The 16,850-nt window shown below is 63.3% G+C and carries 23 protein-coding genes; 4 read left to right on the top strand and 19 right to left on the bottom strand.

The genetic code is table 11. The features are described from left to right. Positions 1-8: 8 nt before the first annotated feature. Positions 9-239, bottom strand: coding sequence for a glutaredoxin-like protein NrdH (gene nrdH / locus RR1_RS17240; protein ID WP_072713675.1), 231 nt, complete (start codon positions 237-239; stop codon positions 9-11). Positions 240-693: 454 nt separating this feature from the next. On the opposite strand from nrdH, the gene RR1_RS17235 reads away from it, so the two are divergent. Next, positions 694-978, top strand: coding sequence for a WhiB family transcriptional regulator (locus tag RR1_RS17235; RefSeq protein ID WP_072713674.1), 285 nt, complete (start codon positions 694-696; stop codon positions 976-978). A gap of 159 nt (positions 979-1,137) precedes the next feature. On the opposite strand, the gene RR1_RS17230 is transcribed toward RR1_RS17235, so the two are convergent. The 6 genes from RR1_RS17230 to RR1_RS17210 form a co-directional block, all read right to left on the bottom strand. After that, positions 1,138-1,458, bottom strand: coding sequence for a hypothetical protein (locus tag RR1_RS17230; RefSeq protein WP_083581024.1), 321 nt, complete (start codon positions 1,456-1,458; stop codon positions 1,138-1,140). 198 nt (positions 1,459-1,656) lie between these two features. Continuing rightward, positions 1,657-1,821 carry a hypothetical protein gene (locus RR1_RS22400; protein ID WP_169847062.1) on the bottom strand — a complete coding sequence of 55 codons (165 nt, stop codon included), beginning with the start codon at positions 1,819-1,821 and terminating at the stop codon, positions 1,657-1,659. Between the two features lie 53 nt (positions 1,822-1,874). Beyond that, a complete protein-coding gene (locus RR1_RS17225) occupies positions 1,875-2,270 on the bottom strand; it encodes a hypothetical protein (RefSeq protein ID WP_072713722.1) in 396 nt (131 codons plus the stop codon). A gap of 122 nt (positions 2,271-2,392) precedes the next feature. Continuing rightward, positions 2,393-2,620, bottom strand: coding sequence for a hypothetical protein (locus RR1_RS17220; protein WP_072713673.1), 228 nt, complete (start codon positions 2,618-2,620; stop codon positions 2,393-2,395). 47 nt (positions 2,621-2,667) lie between these two features. Next, complete coding sequence (locus RR1_RS17215; protein WP_143153893.1) at positions 2,668-2,955, bottom strand: hypothetical protein; 288 nt, start codon at positions 2,953-2,955, stop codon at positions 2,668-2,670. After that, a complete protein-coding gene (locus RR1_RS17210; RefSeq protein ID WP_072713671.1) occupies positions 2,952-3,164 on the bottom strand; it encodes a hypothetical protein in 213 nt (70 codons plus the stop codon). The genes RR1_RS17215 and RR1_RS17210 overlap by 4 nt, the downstream gene beginning before the upstream one ends. Positions 3,165-3,743: 579 nt before the next feature. Between RR1_RS17210 and RR1_RS17205 the strand changes: the two genes are divergently transcribed. Further along, a complete protein-coding gene (locus RR1_RS17205; RefSeq protein WP_143153892.1) occupies positions 3,744-4,100 on the top strand; it encodes a hypothetical protein in 357 nt (118 codons plus the stop codon). Between the two features lie 81 nt (positions 4,101-4,181). On the opposite strand, the gene RR1_RS22395 is transcribed toward RR1_RS17205, so the two are convergent. After that, the gene (locus RR1_RS22395; RefSeq protein ID WP_169847061.1) at positions 4,182-4,349 is read right to left on the bottom strand and encodes a hypothetical protein; all 168 of its coding nucleotides are present in this window, start codon (positions 4,347-4,349) and stop codon (positions 4,182-4,184) included. Positions 4,350-4,790: 441 nt separating this feature from the next. Continuing rightward, positions 4,791-5,963: an ATP-binding protein gene (locus RR1_RS17195; RefSeq protein WP_072713668.1), complete on the bottom strand. Its 1,173-nt coding sequence runs from the start codon at positions 5,961-5,963 to the stop codon at positions 4,791-4,793. Positions 5,964-6,275: 312 nt separating this feature from the next. On the opposite strand from RR1_RS17195, the gene RR1_RS17190 reads away from it, so the two are divergent. Both RR1_RS17190 and RR1_RS17185 read left to right on the top strand, forming a co-directional pair. Further along, positions 6,276-6,749: a hypothetical protein gene (locus RR1_RS17190; protein WP_072713667.1), complete on the top strand. Its 474-nt coding sequence runs from the start codon at positions 6,276-6,278 to the stop codon at positions 6,747-6,749. Between the two features lie 414 nt (positions 6,750-7,163). Further along, positions 7,164-7,973, top strand: a complete 810-nt coding sequence (locus tag RR1_RS17185; RefSeq protein ID WP_072713666.1) for a hypothetical protein — start codon at positions 7,164-7,166, stop codon at positions 7,971-7,973. A gap of 61 nt (positions 7,974-8,034) precedes the next feature. Here RR1_RS17185 and RR1_RS17180 read toward each other — a convergent pair whose 3' ends face one another. From RR1_RS17180 to RR1_RS23155, 10 genes are all read right to left on the bottom strand, one after another. Then, entirely contained in the window at positions 8,035-9,972 is a 1,938-nt protein-coding gene (locus RR1_RS17180) for an ABC transporter ATP-binding protein (protein ID WP_072713665.1), read from the bottom strand. Positions 9,973-10,025: 53 nt separating this feature from the next. Continuing rightward, entirely contained in the window at positions 10,026-10,562 is a 537-nt protein-coding gene (locus RR1_RS17175; protein ID WP_072713664.1) for a hypothetical protein, read from the bottom strand. Between the two features lie 16 nt (positions 10,563-10,578). Beyond that, positions 10,579-10,947 carry a hypothetical protein gene (locus RR1_RS17170; protein ID WP_143153891.1) on the bottom strand — a complete coding sequence of 123 codons (369 nt, stop codon included), beginning with the start codon at positions 10,945-10,947 and terminating at the stop codon, positions 10,579-10,581. A gap of 202 nt (positions 10,948-11,149) precedes the next feature. Then, positions 11,150-11,692 carry a hypothetical protein gene (locus RR1_RS22025; RefSeq protein WP_143153890.1) on the bottom strand — a complete coding sequence of 181 codons (543 nt, stop codon included), beginning with the start codon at positions 11,690-11,692 and terminating at the stop codon, positions 11,150-11,152. Further along, positions 11,689-12,891 carry a hypothetical protein gene (locus RR1_RS17165; protein ID WP_072713662.1) on the bottom strand — a complete coding sequence of 401 codons (1,203 nt, stop codon included), beginning with the start codon at positions 12,889-12,891 and terminating at the stop codon, positions 11,689-11,691. The genes RR1_RS22025 and RR1_RS17165 overlap by 4 nt, the downstream gene beginning before the upstream one ends. Beyond that, positions 12,885-13,871, bottom strand: coding sequence for a T3SS effector HopA1 family protein (locus RR1_RS17160; RefSeq protein WP_072713661.1), 987 nt, complete (start codon positions 13,869-13,871; stop codon positions 12,885-12,887). Before RR1_RS17160 ends, RR1_RS17165 begins: the two co-directional genes overlap by 7 nt. After that, the gene (locus tag RR1_RS17155) at positions 13,868-15,001 is read right to left on the bottom strand and encodes a phosphotransferase (RefSeq protein WP_083581023.1); all 1,134 of its coding nucleotides are present in this window, start codon (positions 14,999-15,001) and stop codon (positions 13,868-13,870) included. Before RR1_RS17155 ends, RR1_RS17160 begins: the two co-directional genes overlap by 4 nt. Beyond that, positions 14,980-15,816, bottom strand: coding sequence for a hypothetical protein (locus RR1_RS22020; RefSeq protein WP_143153889.1), 837 nt, complete (start codon positions 15,814-15,816; stop codon positions 14,980-14,982). The genes RR1_RS17155 and RR1_RS22020 overlap by 22 nt, the downstream gene beginning before the upstream one ends. Beyond that, complete coding sequence (locus tag RR1_RS23160; RefSeq protein WP_169847059.1) at positions 15,782-16,315, bottom strand: flavoprotein; 534 nt, start codon at positions 16,313-16,315, stop codon at positions 15,782-15,784. The genes RR1_RS22020 and RR1_RS23160 overlap by 35 nt, the downstream gene beginning before the upstream one ends. Before the next feature lie 102 nt (positions 16,316-16,417). Continuing rightward, entirely contained in the window at positions 16,418-16,630 is a 213-nt protein-coding gene (locus RR1_RS23155) for an LxmA leader domain family RiPP (protein ID WP_371836792.1), read from the bottom strand. Positions 16,631-16,850: the final 220 nt, after the last annotated feature.

Below are 16,850 nucleotides of genomic sequence, written 5' to 3'. Positions count from 1 at the left end.
AGAGGCCCTCATGCGGCCAGGGCCGCGATGCGATCGGGCCGGAAACCTGACCAGTGCTCGCCGCCGGCGGCGACGACGACCGGTGCCTGCCGGTGGCCGAGGTTCGCCGCGAGCTCGCGCGCAGCATCGTCGGCGAGAATGTCGACGACGTCGTAGCCGATCCCGAGCCGCTCGAGCGCGCGGTACGTCGCAGCGCACTGAACACATCCCGGCTTCGTGCACACGGTCACTTTCTGCATTTCCCTCACCCCTCGATATCGCGACCTCGAACGTTGCTTTTATTCTATCGCAAACAGCCTCGCCATTCGAGATATCGAACCCTTTTTGTTCAATTCTTTTCGACTGAACTCTCTACACGACACAGCCTGTCTGTAACGCTGCTGGCCTGCGCTTACGTTCGGTTCGTTCCCTTTTCGGAATATCGGCCGATGCTGCGTCGATCGGCGATCGTGTCCACTGCGAATCGAGAAATTCTCGCGCGAAACAAGAGAGCGCAGCGAGCGCGTGCGGGAAATTGTCGACCGAGTAGTTGACGCGGTCGTCGTGAGATCAGATCATCGCGGATCATCCGGGAAGGAAGAACCTCCACACTCGGCCCGGCCGGGCCCGACACAGAGGTTGTATCGGCATCCGGGGTGCCACTACGGTCACTCGGAGCGGTCGGGGAGGACCGCGCTGACGAGGGGGAGCCAGATGACACGCGACATCGACATCCGGGTCGAGCAATGGCGCGAGCAGGCGCTCTGCGCCGACAGCACGAGCCCGGATCTGTGGTTTCCCGAGCGAGACGGGCAGCGGCCCCACCGCGAACGAGTGCGCCCCGCCGTCGACGTGTGCCACCGGTGCCCGGTTCGACGCCCCTGCCTGCAATGGGCACTGACCCAGATGCCGCCGTACGGGATCTACGGCGGGTTCGACTTCGGCTGGAAACGAGACCGCGACGAGCTCGACAAGATCGCCGACCGACTCGCCAGCTGACCGGCGCGCCGCCGCGCGGTCGTAGAGTTCCGGGCATGGCGTTCCCTCCCGACGACGATCGCGGCCAGGTCGGGCTCGTGCTCACCACTCCCGGCATACCGGCCGATGCCGAGCAGGATGCGGGCGGTCCGGCGGTGCCGTGACCTCGTGCGGGACCGTTCACCTCTCGTCGGCGCGCTCGATCGCGCCGGCGGGGATCAGCTGCCGGAGCGGGAGCCGGCCGAGCCGGTTGCTGGTGTGCAGTTCGATGTCGACGACTCCGAGCCAGTCGCCGCGATTGCTGCGGCACCACCCGAGCAGCTCGCCGTCGACGATCTCGTCGAGCACGAGCCCTTCCGCCCGCACTCGCAGCGCGATCTCGTTCGCCTTGGCCGGGGCGTCGCGGGCGATCGCGGCCGCCAGGCGCACCCTCACCCGCATCGGCGGGTCGACGATCCGCCGGCACTGCGGCTCCAGCCCCTCGGGCCACTGCTCGAACACCCCACCACCATAATCGAACGCTAGTTCGAGTCGTGCGGTAGTGTGGCGCTCGCGGGCCGGGAGTGTGGCCATCGAACTCGGCCAGGGAAGCGGCCCGGCCCGCAGAAACCATTTCGGTGTATCGCATTGTTCCGTCGAGCGCGGTGACCGCCTGTCCGGGTCAGGCCTCACGTCACAGCTGCTCGGGCCCGGGGACTGTTACTGCACCAGTAGAGCTCCCGTGAACAGCACCGCGGTGGATACCACGAACTCCTGTGCCGTCGGCCAGTCACGGCGGGCTCCCCACGCATAGATCAGGGAGGTTGCGGTCGCGAAGACCAGGGTCAGGATGAGCAGGCCGATCAGTCCGGCAAAAGTGGTCATAGGCCGATTGAATGACGAAACCCGATTTTTCCGCAACGGACCCCCTGCGCGGGTCAGGATCGAGTGCGTTCGACGGCTTCGGTGAGTGCTTCCTCGGCCCACTCGGTGAACGACGGGTACTGCTCCTGCTCGGTCCACCATGCCGCGCGGGCGCGGTCCCACACCTCGCGTCGGCACGTGAAGCTCCGCCGTGTCCTGTCCGGTGTGCTGCTGGTCCGCTCGCGGCGGCCCGGCGGAAGCTTGGCCGGTGCGGGCTCGAGCCCGCCGGGATGCCGCGCCGCGGTCTCGTCGGCTTTCGCTGCCAGCGCGGTTTCGAGCCACCACGCCCATGCCGGGAAGTCGTGCGCACACGCGCTCCACGCCGATTTCGCGGTGTCCCACACCTCGTCCGAGCACGAGAAGCTGCGCTGCACACGCACGGTCGCTCCGGTGAGCTCTCGGTCGGTCACGGGACTCCTCACGCCACGGTGCGCCACGCCGAGAGCCCGGCATGGCGCACCGATTGTATCGACAGCATCGATACATGCAGGGAGGGCTCGCACGGTCGCGAGCACGCACGCGCCGCCGCCGCTCACACGGCGATCGCGACGGCCGTCGCGGCCGGGGCCGGCCGCCGCGGCCACGGCGCCGGATCGAGGCAGGCAATCGGGAGACGGACCTGCACGAAATCGCTGTACCACCGGCCCGGGGCGTGCAGGAACACGTGCGCCTCGCAGATGCCCTCGCGCTCGTTGGCGCGGTATTCGACGATGTCGGTGACGATCCCGGGATAGGCGGGATCGGTGGAGACGAGATGCATGAAGACTCCTGGAAAGACGTGTCGGCAGCGGCGGATCGGCCGCTGGTTCAGTCGGGAATGCTGTGGTCGCCGTGGACGAAACGCGGGTGCGGGGCGGGTGCCGGCGCGGCAAGACGTCCGCCGTCGAGGTAGGCACGGAACATCGCGGACGTGATGCGGCCGTTTCGGCCGATCGAGGTCACTTCGAGTGCCCCGTGCAGTGGCAGGAGCTGCGCGAGCTGCCGGTTGGTCGTGTGAGTCAGCGTCACGGCGAGCTGAACGTGCACTGCGCCCACACCGCCGAGCTCCGGCGGCAGCATGACCTGCGCGGGGACACTCGCCCCGCCGAACCTCATGCGCGCGCCCCGACCGCACCGGCCGCGGCATGCTGCAACCGAATCTCGAGCGCGACCCACTGATCCTCGGTGATCGCTCCGGATCGGCGGGCTTCGCTCAGATCGCGCTCGTACTGCCCGGCGATCTCGCCGGGATCGCCGCCGCGGGCAGCCCGCCGCTCGAAGGCGCGCTCGAGATCCCACTCGGTCGTGCGGGCGGTGAACCTCACCTCAGCTCACCACCATCAACCCGAGGCGCATCACGGCCAGCCCGGCCAGATAGACCCCGGCCACCGCGCCGGCGCTTGCGCACCACACACGCGCGGTCTGCGCCTGCTTCGCAGTGATTCGTACACTCGTTCCGTGGGACATGACGGCTCCGATCCGTTGTCGTTCCACAGGTCCCGGTCGTGTTGCAGCACGGCCGGGACCATCTATTTTCAGTTCGCGTCGAGCTTCGATAGATTCGATAGCGTCGATATTTTCAATCTAGCGGGTCCATCGACTGGTGTCTAGAGATCGCCGCAATTGCATCGAGGATCCCTCGATCGCGCCGTATGGGTTCGTATCTCTCACGCTTGCAGGAGGATTCGACAGTTGTCGATAGATGGGCGAAGACCCCGGCTCACGTGCGGACCGGGGGGTCGTCGACACGTTCGGGCCGGGGCCTTCTTCCTGCCCGGCGATCACAGGGGGGTGGATCGGCCGGACGGCGAGGCCGAGTATTGCACGGCGACGTATGCACATCGCAATGTCGGTGCCGTAGTGGATAATCCCGGCCACACCGAGATGGACGAACGAGCAGTGAGGTGAGAGAGATGGAAGGCATCGCCGCCGGCGTCGTCCTCGTCGCCCTTGCGGCGTGGGTGTTCGGATCCGGCATCGCACGGGCCGCCGGCGGTCTCCTCGCGATCATCGCGCTGGTTCGCATCGCCGCAGGTCACGAGAGCCCGCGGATGTGGATGTTCCTGGCCGTCGGCGCGGGGCTGTGGCTGTTCGGGCACTGGCTCTGGGCCGCCAAACACAAGCTCTGGCGCAGCCGTCTCGCGCTGAGCATCTTCAGCACACCACTGCTCGACCGCCTCGCACCGATTCCGACCAACCGGATACGACGCCAGCCACGACCCGGACGCCGCTGGGTACAGCCCCGCAGCGGCACCCTCTGACGCCCACCGGGCCGCCAGCCCCCGTGGCGACCGACGGCCGCGCGGTCGAGATCGGTGAGTGGCCGCCGCCGGGGTTCCGAATCACGTCAGCATCAGAGATGTCAGGATGACGACCCCTGCAATCGTGCCGAACTCCTTGCGCGTCGGGACCAACCTGTCCCGTGAGGCGATCGCATAGGCGACAGCGAAAGCCGTCGTGGCGAGGAAGAGCAGGATGAGCTTGCCGAGCAGGTATTCGAGTGAGTTCATGGGCACAGTAGATGCGGAGACCCCCACTTCCACCAACTGGGTGTCACCGGAGGACTCACGTCGAGTGCCGGATCCGGCCGCACGCGGGTGACCGGATCCAGCCCGAAGATGTTCAGACCTCGTGTCCATGATGAACAGCGCGCGACCCGTGCCGTCGTTGCCGAGACCCGGCCGCGGCGAGCCCGATCGTAGTGCGCTCCCTGACCAGGTTCCTCTTGAGTTCTGCGATGCACCAGGTATCGAAACGCTGAGTATACCAACGGAATTGGAGGTATAGAGCGCTCCAGCGAGGACCGGGAACGTCACTCTTCTGTCACCGAGGATCTCGACGACGTCGAGCAATACTTGCCTGCATCGGGACTCCCGGCCCCAACCGGGTACGACGTCGGCGTCGCCCCGACCTCACGACTGGTTTCTCATGACGAATCCTCGTGCGACCCATCAGGAGGCTGGTCGGCGGCGGATGAAGTCAGCCATACCTGGGACCGTGAAGGCGATTCGGCCGTGTTCGGGCGCCCAGACCAAGCCCTTGCGGATTGCCGAGTCTCGGACGTCGCTGACCCCGCTCACGGTCACCCCCATGAGTGCGGCGACCTTTCCCGAGCGTGGGGTCTCCTCCCCGGTGTCGGCGATGGCGGTGAGGTACCGCCGTTCACGATCGGTGGCGCGGTCCCAACGTGACGGGAAGAATCCTTCGTCGAGATGCTCGCGGCCGACCTCGACAGCCAGCTCGGCATCTTCCAGCTGAAAGGGAGTCTCCGGCGCGAGATTCCAGATCGCCTTCCCGAACTCCTGAAGGAAGTACGGATACCCGCCGCTTGCTGTGACCAGAAGAGTGAGCGCGTCGTCCGTGAAGTCGCCGCCGTGCTTCCGGACAGGCTGCCGGAGCGCATCCGCCGCCGCATCGCGTCCGAGTGGACCGATCGTGCTGTAAAGGAACTGCCTCTCGGCGTACGAGCGGCAGTCCGCGAGAGTAGCCGGAAGGTTCGGCAAGCCAGCGCCGATCACGAAGAACGGCCATTCGCGCTGGCTGGCACGATGCTGCACCGCGAGTAGCGCCGCGAGGAGGTCCCCGTCGAGATCCTGCATCTCGTCGATGAACAAACCGAACGCGCTCCCGCGCGGCTTGAGCTCCTCGGCGATCGCCTCCACAAGCTCCTCGACGTCCAGATCGATGTCACCGCTCGCAGCCGGTTGCCCCGACGAAACATTGACCGTGGCCGGCCCCAGACCCACAGCAAGGGAGAACCCCCGAACAATCTCCAGAATCGGGTCGAACGCTCGCTGAACCCTGTGCTTTCGACTGTAGCGACGAAGCCCGAGGTCCAACTGCTGCCCGAGCTTGCGCCGCATCGCTGCCGCACCGTCGGCATTCGGCCGAGCTTCAATCTCGATCGTCAGCCACCCATGCCGATCGGCATGGTCGGCAAGAGAACTGAGCAGAGTGGTCTTACCGACACCACGGAGCCCCGACAAGATCAGCCCACGGTCGTAGATGCGGCGCTTACTGCGCGCCACAAGAAGATCGAACGCCTCGACCTGTTCGCCTCGACCCTCGAGGACCGGCGGACGCAGGCCGGAACCGGGCTTGAACGGATTCAGTTCACGATCCATATGGACGATTATAGTTATATATGGCATCGAGTCAATACTCGACCATAGTCACCCAGAATGCACCTCCACGCACCCAGCGCGACGAGTGGACTCACCAGCCCGTCCACCGGCCGCACGGTCGCCGACTGGCGAGCCCGAAACGACCATTATCGGCCGAGGCACCTTCGACGAGCACTCTGAGCACAGTCCGATCTCGAAACGCGGACGCTGCACCGCTGCACCGCTGCACCGCTGCACCGCTGCAACCGGGGAAGTGTCAGGGCTCCCTGACAGACTGGGTTCACTGACTGCGACCGACTGAAGGAGATCCCAATGGGGTGGATGACCGAACGAGGCGACCACGCGGGCTGGGCGGCAGCGGTCACCCCCGATGGACGGGGGTCGGTGGGGTCGACGCAGGGGCACATGCTCTTGCCGGATGGCGAGCAGATCGCCGACAACCTCGTCGTGGGCTGGCGGGCTCAGTGCGAGTGCGGCTGGGTGGGCCCGCTATGGACCCGCGCCACGGACTCCAGGGCGACGGACGTGCGCGAGCACCAGGTGTTCGACACCGAGGGCGGTGATCCGACCGTTGAGGTCGAGGATCTGATTCACGCAGAGTGGAAGGTGCACGTCGCGCCGTTGGAGTCTCTTTCGGCGGTGGCGACCGCCGCGGCCGACGCGCGGCAGTCAAGGAGCCGGCTCGACGGTGTCGTCGCCGAAGCGCGAGCACTCGGTGCATCGTGGGCCGATATCGGACGAGCTGCGGGGATCAGCCGTCAATCTGCCCACGAACGGTGGGGGTGAAGGCTGGCCTGGCCTTCGCGAGCGGCAGACGACCGCTACCTTCGCTGGTGAACCGAACAGAGTCTCCGATGAGCTAGACGACCCCCGTGATACCGAGCGCGACACCGACGATGAGGACGGGTGTCGCCTTGCCTGCTCCCTCAGTCCGTTCGATCGGGATGCTCGCGAGCGCGATGACGAGTCCGGCGAGAATCAGCAGGATCGCGGTATCCGTTCATGGGACGTATCCAATGAGCGAGCAGCGAAGTATCACGACCGCGTCTACCACTGCCGATAACTTATACTATGACGTTTATAGACGGCCGAGTCCGCTTATCGAGAGGCCCGCATGCCCGTCCAGGCGACAACACTATTTTCGAGAATCGCCTACGGTTCGTACGCTCTCGCGTCAACGAGCAGGCATGATGGTTGCCGATGATGACCAGCACCAGCCCTCGTCCCGACGACGACCACTGGCGCGAACTAACAATGCAGCGGATGAACAGGGCCTCCAGCGTGTTGCATCGGATCGAGTCGAACGATCCTTACCCCGTCGAACCGAACAGCGACCTCGACGGCGATCGCAAGCAGGTGCCCGAACTTTTTGTCGACACTCTCGCGTCACGAAGGCTGAAGGTCGCGGTCGACTATCTCGCCGGGCTCCGTGACATCCTCAACGCCGGAACCCATTACTACACTCCATTCGCCCTCCTGCGCGCTGCTTTAGAGTCCAGCGCCACCGCCGTGTGGCTACTTGAGCCAGAGGACCGAATAACCCGTCTGCAGCGGCTCGTTGGCCTGCACATCGACGACACGAACAACAAGAAGGCTTTCCAGTCCATGCTCCCCGAGGAGTATCGAGATCCTTTCGATCACGAACCAGGAATAGAGAAGATGGTGGCCGATTCGGGCTCATCACGCGACAAATGTAAGTTCCCTGGCTACACATCCGTGCTCAAGAAGATCGACGACCTCCCGGACGAAGGCGGGTCGATGCTGCTCACGTGGCGCATCTGTTCCGGCTTCTCGCACGGCTTGAGCTGGGCCACCACCGGACTGATTCCTCAGTCGAACAAGGAACAAATCGGCCCCACATTGCACCGTGCCGAAACGGCACCGAACTACGAACTGGTTTCCAGTCTCACAACGACCGTGGTTCGGACCATCGAACGCGCCGACTGCCTGTTCGCGGTCCGCCGTACGAGCAGGCCCCACAACGTCAAACTCACATTCAGCCGCGACTGAGCTGCTGGAATTCGATAATAACTCGCAGAAAGATGAGGGCTTGTTGCGGTGCTCGTTCGCGTCAGCTCACCGGTGAGGGTCGACCGGTGCCGGGTGCAGTCGGGCACGTGAGACTCGATGGCGCTACGCGTCGAATCTGCTCCGTTTCAGCATCTTCCTTTTGGTGCTCGTACGGTTCGGCTTGCAGTCGGTAGTAGTGGCGGTATAGCCCGCCGCGTTGCATTAGTTCTGTGTGCGTGCCCCGATCCACCATTCGCCCACCGTCAAGCACGACGATCTGGTCGGCCAGGCTCACACCGGAGAGCCGGTGAGTAATGAGCACGACCGTCCTCCCACCGGCCTGGGCCCGGATCATGTCGAAAATCATCCGTTCGGCGGGTGCATCGAGCGCAGCCGTTGGCTCGTCGACAATGAGTAGTCCTGGGTTGCTGTACAGGCCGCGAGCGATGGCGAGGCGCTGCCACTGACCGCCAGAAAGGTCGGTACCCCCGACGTAGGACGGATCGAGCATCGTGTCCGGCCCGTCGGGCAATCGGGCGAGCACCTCCTGGACGCCTGAGGCCGTGCAGGCCTGGCGGAATCCGGCGTCCGGCGCACTCGTCGGCACTCGGCCGACCGTAATGTTGTCTCGCGCGGAGAATGGCCAGCGCGTGAAGTCCTGAGCGACTACGGCGATCCGGTCACGTAGCCACCTCCTATGCACATCCTCGATTGGCACGCCCGAGTACCAAACCTGTCCACTCTCGGGCCGATACAGTCCTGCGATGACCCTGGCGAGCGTTGACTTGCCCGCACCGTTGCCGCCGACGACGGCGATCACCTGCCCCGGAGCGATATCCAGGTCGATTCCTCGAAGCGCAGGCATCGCCGCCGACGGATAAGTGAATGACACATTGCGCAACGTGACGCCGACAGCGTTGGAGTACAGTATCGAGGTTCCGGAACGTTCTCGGCGGTGCTCGGCCTCCCGCACGAAGTCGAGGTAATCCTGGTAGAACAGCGCGTTCTCGTAGGCAACATTCGTAGAAGCGCTGAAACCGGTCATTGCCGATAGCGCTGTCCTGATCGCGACCGCTGCAGTGCCGGCGACGGCCAAAGGCATCGCGCCGACATTAAGCAGGATCAGCAACACCGTATAGACCAGCCCGACACCCGCTCCGGACAACACCATTCCGAAGGCTCGGGACCTGGCCTGGGTGTTCTCTGACTCCAGTTGCTTATCTCGCACATATCTTGCGAGCCCACCAAACTGGGCCAGGAGATAGGACCCCATTGCGAATGCCCGGATCTCGGCCGCGGCCCGTCGACCCGACATCAGTTCGGCCAACGTGTCCATTCTCCGTTGTGAACCGCTGGTCTCTGCATACACGTTGTAGACCACCCGAGCAGCCAACACCGACGCGAACCAGGTCGGCACCACAGCCACGATCATGAGCGGCAGAAGGACTGGGTGCAGCACGGTCAAGACCCCGCCTACGGTGAGGAGTCCGACCACACCGGAGGCCGTTTCGAGCCCGCTGAAGAGCAACCCGGTCACGGCATCCGCAGATCGCTCGTTCACGCGATGAAGCACGTCGCGAAAACGGCGATCGTCGAAGGCGACGAGTTCGATCTCGGTGGTCAGGGTGAGAAGTCGCGTACGAACCGCCAATCGAAGTCGCGGAACAAGTCGGCTGCGTTGCCATTCGACGATTTCCCGCAGTCCCGCACGCACGACGAGCGCGATCAGCATCAGAGCCAGCCCAGGAGCGGCGGCACGCACCCGGTCCGGGGTAGGCCCAGCTGTGAGGAGACTCGACAGGACATCTGTCGTGCTGAGCAGGCCGACTGCAGTCGAGATCTCTGCGCCCAGGATGCCCCCGATGATCGTGACCGTGCTGGCGGGGGCAACTTGGAAGCATTCGCGAAGCAATCGTCCGTAGACCTTGGGCATCTTCTTGGCTACGGTCCAGAATCCAGCGGTGCGGACAACCTCGTCGTGGGCAGTCCACGATTCCACTCCGGGTGCAATTCTCGGAGTTTCAAAGGTATCTCGTGACCGTGGGTGCACGGTCACTCTTCCTCGACTTGGTCGATGACAAACGCGTCACCGTCGTACAAGTCAGCGATCACTGCGGCGACCATTCCGCGATCAACGGTGTCGAGGAGGCGACGGTAGTCATCGATAACGTCGACGCGACCGTACCGGGCGACGAAGCCGCATATTGCGTCCACGAATTGCGGCAATCCGGATACGTTGATATCCAGCAGACTCTGCGCGCAGGATTTTGCTCGGGCGAGAGTGTAGTCGCTGAAATCCATCCGTCCCACATGCGCAATCGCAGCGCGGGTCCGGTCCGTGATCTCCACCGGGGCGCACGCCGTATTCGCCCGGTATTCGATCAGCATGACGTTGCGGCCCCCTATGGAATCGATCGTGGAGTGTGCAGAAGTAGCCGAGATTCCCTCCACGGCGAGGTGTTCCTCCAGCATCGATCCGCTGGGGTGGTTCACCATCATCGCAGCCACGCGCGCGGCGATGTGCCTATGGTCGCCCTCGTCGTAGTAGGGCCTGGCGGCAAGGACGATTCGGTTAGTTCCCATGGTCATCAGTTCCGATCGTTCGTCATCCGGGCATTGCCGACGACACGAAGCCCATGAGGATCGTCGTCAGGGACAGCGCTCCGGTCCCGAACGCTGCGGACAGCGCGTAGCCGACGAGCAGCTCTTCCGTGGTCGGGATGGGTGGCTCGATGGTTTTGTGCAGCACCTTCTTCGGCAGCGTCCAGAACACGTCGACGGTGCCGTCAGCACGTAGGGTGAACTCGCCGAACTCCTTTTCGATCTCGTGCGGTCGTCCGTTCAGGTAGGTGGTCGACTCGATGTCCTTGGGACGCAGACTCACGCATCTGCCGTCGAACTCGGCCACGATGCGATAGGTGCGTTTGAGCAGTCCGCCGCTGCCGATTGTCAATGCCAGTTCGCGCCCGTTCACCTGGGCACGAACTGCGGCGGAATCACGGGTGCCGAGGGGACATTTGTCGGTTCGTGGACCGATCCGCTCGACAGTGACGGATGTGCTGTCGTCGGACTCGAGGAACGTCCTGATCGTGTTCTCGGATCGTTCGATCACCATCGGTCCGCAGATTAGCGTGTCGACCGCGGTGGATTCAGATTCAGTACTGGCCATTGCGTCCTCACATATTCCCGCCGATGACGGCGAAGGTTGATGGTGCTGTGGTGAAACGGGGTTCGGCTTCTTGGGCAATCCGGTCGAGAGCGCGTCCCGATACAGCCAATGCTCGGGACATCACCGACCGGCGAATCTGGGCATAGTCCGATTCAGGTTGCATTGCGGTGTGCTGAGCGGCTGGATCCGCTTCCTCGGTGCTCGGGACGACGCCCTCAGCTGCTGCTGTCACCTCGAACACCGCGAGTGCGAGTGTGCGGGTGTCCTCCCATTCGCTTTCGATGCAGCTGGCCGAAACGATGATGGTCAGTTCGTCGTGGGAGACCGAGAGGGAGGAGCCACGTGCCCAGCCGCGCGATAGCTCGCTTCCCGTCTTCGTCGCAGAGGTGAGGGCGTCTACGGCGCGTAGGTAGGCCGCTCGAACCTGGCAGGGCGGCCATGTCGCGGTCATCCGCACGAACCGCGCCTCCACAAGCGGGTTTCCAGGGTCAGTGATGGTTATGGTCCCGATGTCGGTTGACGGTGGTGCGGCGCGGCAGTCGGTACTCATCGTTGCTCCGCTCTCACAGGGGCTATCTCGGGATCTGTCACGAGCATCTGCTCGACCAGCTGCGACAGCCGCTTCATCAGAAGGTGGTTTTCGGCGGCAGTGCGGTTCGACATCCTGAGGTCCGGATGGTCGGGGTTGCCGTGGACTTTCGCACGGGTATGGACGATTGCGCGCTGGGGAAGAGCCTGATTCAGTCGCGCGCGCCGGAATGATTGATAGCGGTCCACCGCGGCCATAAGGCCAGTGTTGGCGAATTGGATCTCGGTAAGCAGTATCTGGTGGACGTGTTCAAGAAGTCGCTGGGCGAGGTTGCGGTAGTCCCCTGTCCGGACTTCTCGATCCGCGAATATCCCGATCCCCAGGTACTCGGTGCCGCGGGTCACGTATCGCTCACCGAACTGGCTCACTCGGATTTCCCATCGGTAGTGGGTCATGTCGCGGGTCAGCTTCTCGTTGACTGCGATGCGCATGAGCATTGTCAAGTCGTCGAGATCCGCCGATGAGCGCCAGTCGTCGTACCGGAAGAGCCAGCCGCAGTATGCAGCCCGGCTGGCCTCGGAGTCGACGCGGTATGTGTGGTCCGCTCCAGTGGGTACCGTTTCCAGCCCGGTCATGTCGTTACTACGGCCCTCCTCGTTCATTGAGGGCCGCCACTGTGCAGCCTCGGGGGTTGTTGTCGAGAAGATGGCGGGTTGTCGGCCCCAGGTCCGATGCACGGCCGCTGCGAGGCTGTCGACCGTCCATTCGCCAAGGAGGTCGCGGTCGCCGTACCCCCAGTCAGCCCCCGTGCTGTAAGCCTCGAGGCGTTGCGGCAGCTGGCGGTCGAATGCACAACCGACGGCATCCGATTCTGCAGCAACGATCTCTTCGCCGATCCTGGCAACCTCGTGGGCGAGATCCGCCTCCGACCACTGCCACCAGTCGATCGTCCCTAGGGGTGCTACTTCGGAGTCGGTGAAGAGCAGTAGCTCGGTCTGGTACTGGAGGGTCTTCGCGCTGCACATGACGAGGTGATCTCCGTACATGCGATGGAGAGAAGCCAGCGCCCAATGCTCGCGAAGGTGTGCGAATCCATGACCGTAGATCGTGTCGTCCTGGGCACCGCCGTCGATGATCACGGAGATCATGGGATTTCGCCGCGCTCCGCGGATCAGCGCGGAGGAGAAGTCGATCTCGTGGGCGGTATCTGTCGTCAGCATGACGCCCCAATCGGAAGATTCGCCGAGTAGTCGTGTGGGTGGACACCGAAGTCGAAGGCACTTTTCTCCAGTGCAGCGGCCAATACCCCTCCAGTGAGGGCAAACTCGATCACTGCATCGGCGATCATCAAGCTTCGGTGTTGGCCGAAGCTCAGGTTACGAAGCGTGGGATCGTCCGGGTTCACCCGAGGTTCCTGCGCTGTCGAGATGCCAGGGTGACGCTCTCGTGTCAGCAGAGAGCCGCTCACGAAGTGAGGCTGATAGGCGGTGCTCCACGCCTGAACTGAGTCGCAGATCTCTTCCGGGTCGCAATTGACGTAGAGAACTATGGAGTCACTACGTGGGTACTCAGTTGGGCAAGTCAGCACCTTCATGTCGAAGTCGAGGTCCTCGGCGTCAAGCCGTCGAACGAGGTCGACGAATAGTGGTCCCGCGGCTTCCGGGTTGCCGATGGACAGGTAGACGCGGGTTTCCTTCTCGCGGTACTGCCCCTCGTCGAGCGACGACGGTCCATAGACATAGAAGAAGCCTGGTGAGACGGCGCTCGAATGGTGTTGAAGCGTGATTCCGACCTCGGCGCCACGGACACCGACCACTCTGTCTCGCGTTGTCTCCATGCGAACTCCGTTCTGCATGTAGACGACGGAATTTGCTCGCTCCTCCACCAGTGCGCGGCGGGCAACGAACCTGCGATCCGCGAACGCCTGCAGGAGAGCGACCTCCATGAGGGAACCGCCTGCGGGTTTGGGCGCGAGTGTTGGGTTTTGTCCCTGCGTCCGCTTCCGGACGGTGGCATCCACAGAGCGGCGCGCATGCAAGATCTCGTACAGCACCGCGGCCAACTTGTGTCGAACGATGCCCGCGGGTCCGGTCAGCTCATCGCCTGCCAGAGCGACCATGATGTTGTCCCCACGACGTCCGGTGCGCTCGAGAATTCCCTGCAGTACCTCTGCGACCGCGGCGCTGCTGTTCGTCGTCATGCCATGATCCGATCTAGCTCGAACTCTTCAATGAAGGCATCGGGATCGAGGAGCAGTACTCGTCCCACGCCGGCGAGTGCACGAGATTGCGCAGTGAGCGTGACGGCGCCGGCGGCGTTGGCCAGTAACCGGTCGAACTGGTGCCAGCCGGCGAATCGCGAGACCTCCGAGGCCCACGCGCGGTCAAGAAGCCGATTCGGTCGTCGGCGGCACCACGCCTCGTGGTAACCCACGCAAAGTTCGGCGACCAACTTCTTCGCGTTCGTCAGCCCGGATTGGACGGCGGTCTCGTGGACCTCTCTGCTGGCTGTCGTGCTGTCGACGCATAGCGAAGCGATGACCGACGAATTGACGATGTCACCGATCAGAGAGCCGAGATCCCGGGCAGTGGGCCCGATGCCGAACTCCTCCCAGTCGACGATCCAGTGGTGCTCGTTATCGGAGATCAGAATTTGGTCAAGTCGTAGGTCTCCGTGCAGGAGTCCGGAGGGCGAGGAAGGCATATCCGACAGCAAGCGGGTCGCCGCAACGTAGAGCGCATGATCGCCGTGCAGCAAACGGAGCGCCACCAGCTGGGCTGCGGACAGTCCCGGTACAATCGCGTCGTCGACTTCGCCGACCGCGTAGCCCGAGGGCATGACACCGGCAGGATGAACCGCTGGGGCCGTCATGGTGTCGGCGCTATGGAGTGCTCCCACCGATTGTCCGATCTGATACATCGTCAGCGGATGCAAAGTCTGTTCGATCAGTCTTTGCTGTGCAGTCGGCGACCGCGGGACAACGTCGTAGACTTGGACACGGCCGTCCTCCGACATCGCGCGCAGTGTTGGTGTCGAGATGCTCTGTCGCAGTGTGTCGTCGAGTTCAAGCAGGGTATGGAAAGTCTTTGTGCGCGAGTGCGTCCGATGTGTGGGAAGCGGGTTCGCCTCGTACTTGACGAAGACGGAATGCCCTCTCGTGGTCCTGCTGACCCAGTTCGGGTTTCGGCCACCGAGCTGGATCGGATCGACCATGGCGCCAACAGACGCTCCAGTTAATACTTCACGCACCTCCTGGTAGTCGTTCAGATCCTCAGGGGCGTAGCGTAGCGGCGCTTCAGCCAGACCGGTCAAGGCAGTATCTGGTCCCATTGAATGCTCCTTAGTAGTGCGAACCACTCATCCGTCATGTCGTCGATGGTCGAGATGAACGAGTCCGCGTAGTCCAGGATGTGGAGCACCGTGCGGTGTTGGGCGAAGGCCATAATCGACCTGCGATCCATTCCGGGCGTGTACGTGTCCACGATCGAGTTCAGAACTTGGCAGTGGCGGGCGATCGGATACGAACCCAGCAGCGCGATCTCTGCGATTTCCCCAACCAGGAATCCCCAGTCCATCTCGGGCGGACCGGTCGAGATGTCCTCTCCGGCTAGGACCAGCGCACGTTGCTCAGTCAGATAGGTCAATGCCAGGGAGGGCGCGCCATGCAGCAGACAAGGGCGGGACGAGGATGTCGGCACCAAGGGTGCGTCGAAATACTCGGCTGGAATCTCACGCCCGAGGAACGCAGCCACATCGTTTGCGCTACAACGAATTGCACGTAGATGTCCCTTGAGTCTTCGAATCCACGAAGGAGTGGCGTGAGCACCTGTTGCCACGCTGTCGTCGCCCCATCCATGCAGTTCGGCGAGCACATCTGCGATCGCAGTGACTGCGGCTCGTGCATCCGCGGCCTTATCTACCTCCAGTGCGATGGATGAATCTGCTGGTAGCCGGTACTCGAATCCCCCGGCGTCCGCAGTGGGCAGTGCTACTCGGCGTTCGTGGCGCAATTGGGCAAGATCGGGCACCTCCTGCTCGCCTTGGTCGTATCGAAATCGCACGATCCTCAGCGATTCAGAGGTGCGATGTTGGAAAGAAACGAGATTCCGGCTAGCCGAGACCGACACGGGGATGGTTGCCTTCATGGTTTCCTACCTGGTCCAGCAGCTCTATGACGTCAGTGAATGGGACGGGCGCACCGCGAACATCGGTCCCGAGCGCTACGCTCGGCGCGACGATGGTTTGAAGCAACTGGACCCGCGCGTGCTCGCCGAGTCGCGTCTTGGCCTGCCCGAACGAGAACGACTCGGCACCGCCTGGCGGAAGCGCCGGGGCGATGACGATGGGGGCCGCGGAGCACTGGATCGACAACATGGCTGGTGTATCCACTGCGCCCAGCGAGAATCGCGTGACGAAGTTCAGGCTCGCCGGATAGACGATGATCGCGTCCGGCCATCGGCTGAGCTCAACATGTTCCCCACTGCCCATCTGATTCCAGTCGTCGAGAACAACGCGGTCAGCATGCATCGCGCAGGCGTCTGGTGTGACGAATCGGCGTGATGCGGCGGATAGGGCCACCCACACCTCATCGGCTGGCCGTGTTGCGCGGAGCATCTGTAGACAGAGTGGAGTCAGCGGCGCCATGGCTGTTCCGGTGACATAAAGGAGAATTCTCATCGTGGATGTTTGGTTGGCGCGCACGTAGTGCGCGCCAACCAAACCCCTTTCTACCGCCGAGTCAGATCTTTAGCAGACAGACTGGATTGTCTTCTTGACGTTCGGCGTTCCGCCGGCAAGCGAGATTGCGCACTGCTGCGACGACTTTTGAGCGATGAGAGTCGCGCGAAGGAGCAGCGGGACCAGGACGGGCGTCGTTGCTGGAGCAGCTACTCCAGAGACGTTCCCTGCTGCCAGTTCGTCGTCGGTGGTGTACATCCGGTATCCATCAGAGAGAGCCATGGTGTTCCCTTTCGGTCCTGAGTTCTGACGACCGTTGTGCCGTCCTAGAATTGGACGCTCGAAACCGCGGCATGGTTCCCAATCGGGATTGTTATGCCAGTCACACTGGCGGCACCCCGAATCCCACACTCCGTCCTTCGTAACTGACACCGAACGGTGTTGTAACACAACATTAATTGTCCGATAACAAATATTACCGGCATTTTGCCTGCTAAAATCC

This window comes from Rhodococcus rhodnii NBRC 100604, from assembly GCF_001894925.1.
Lineage (GTDB): Bacteria > Actinomycetota > Actinomycetes > Mycobacteriales > Mycobacteriaceae > Rhodococcus_F > Rhodococcus_F rhodnii.
This window is presented reverse-complemented; position numbering and strand designations above follow the sequence as displayed.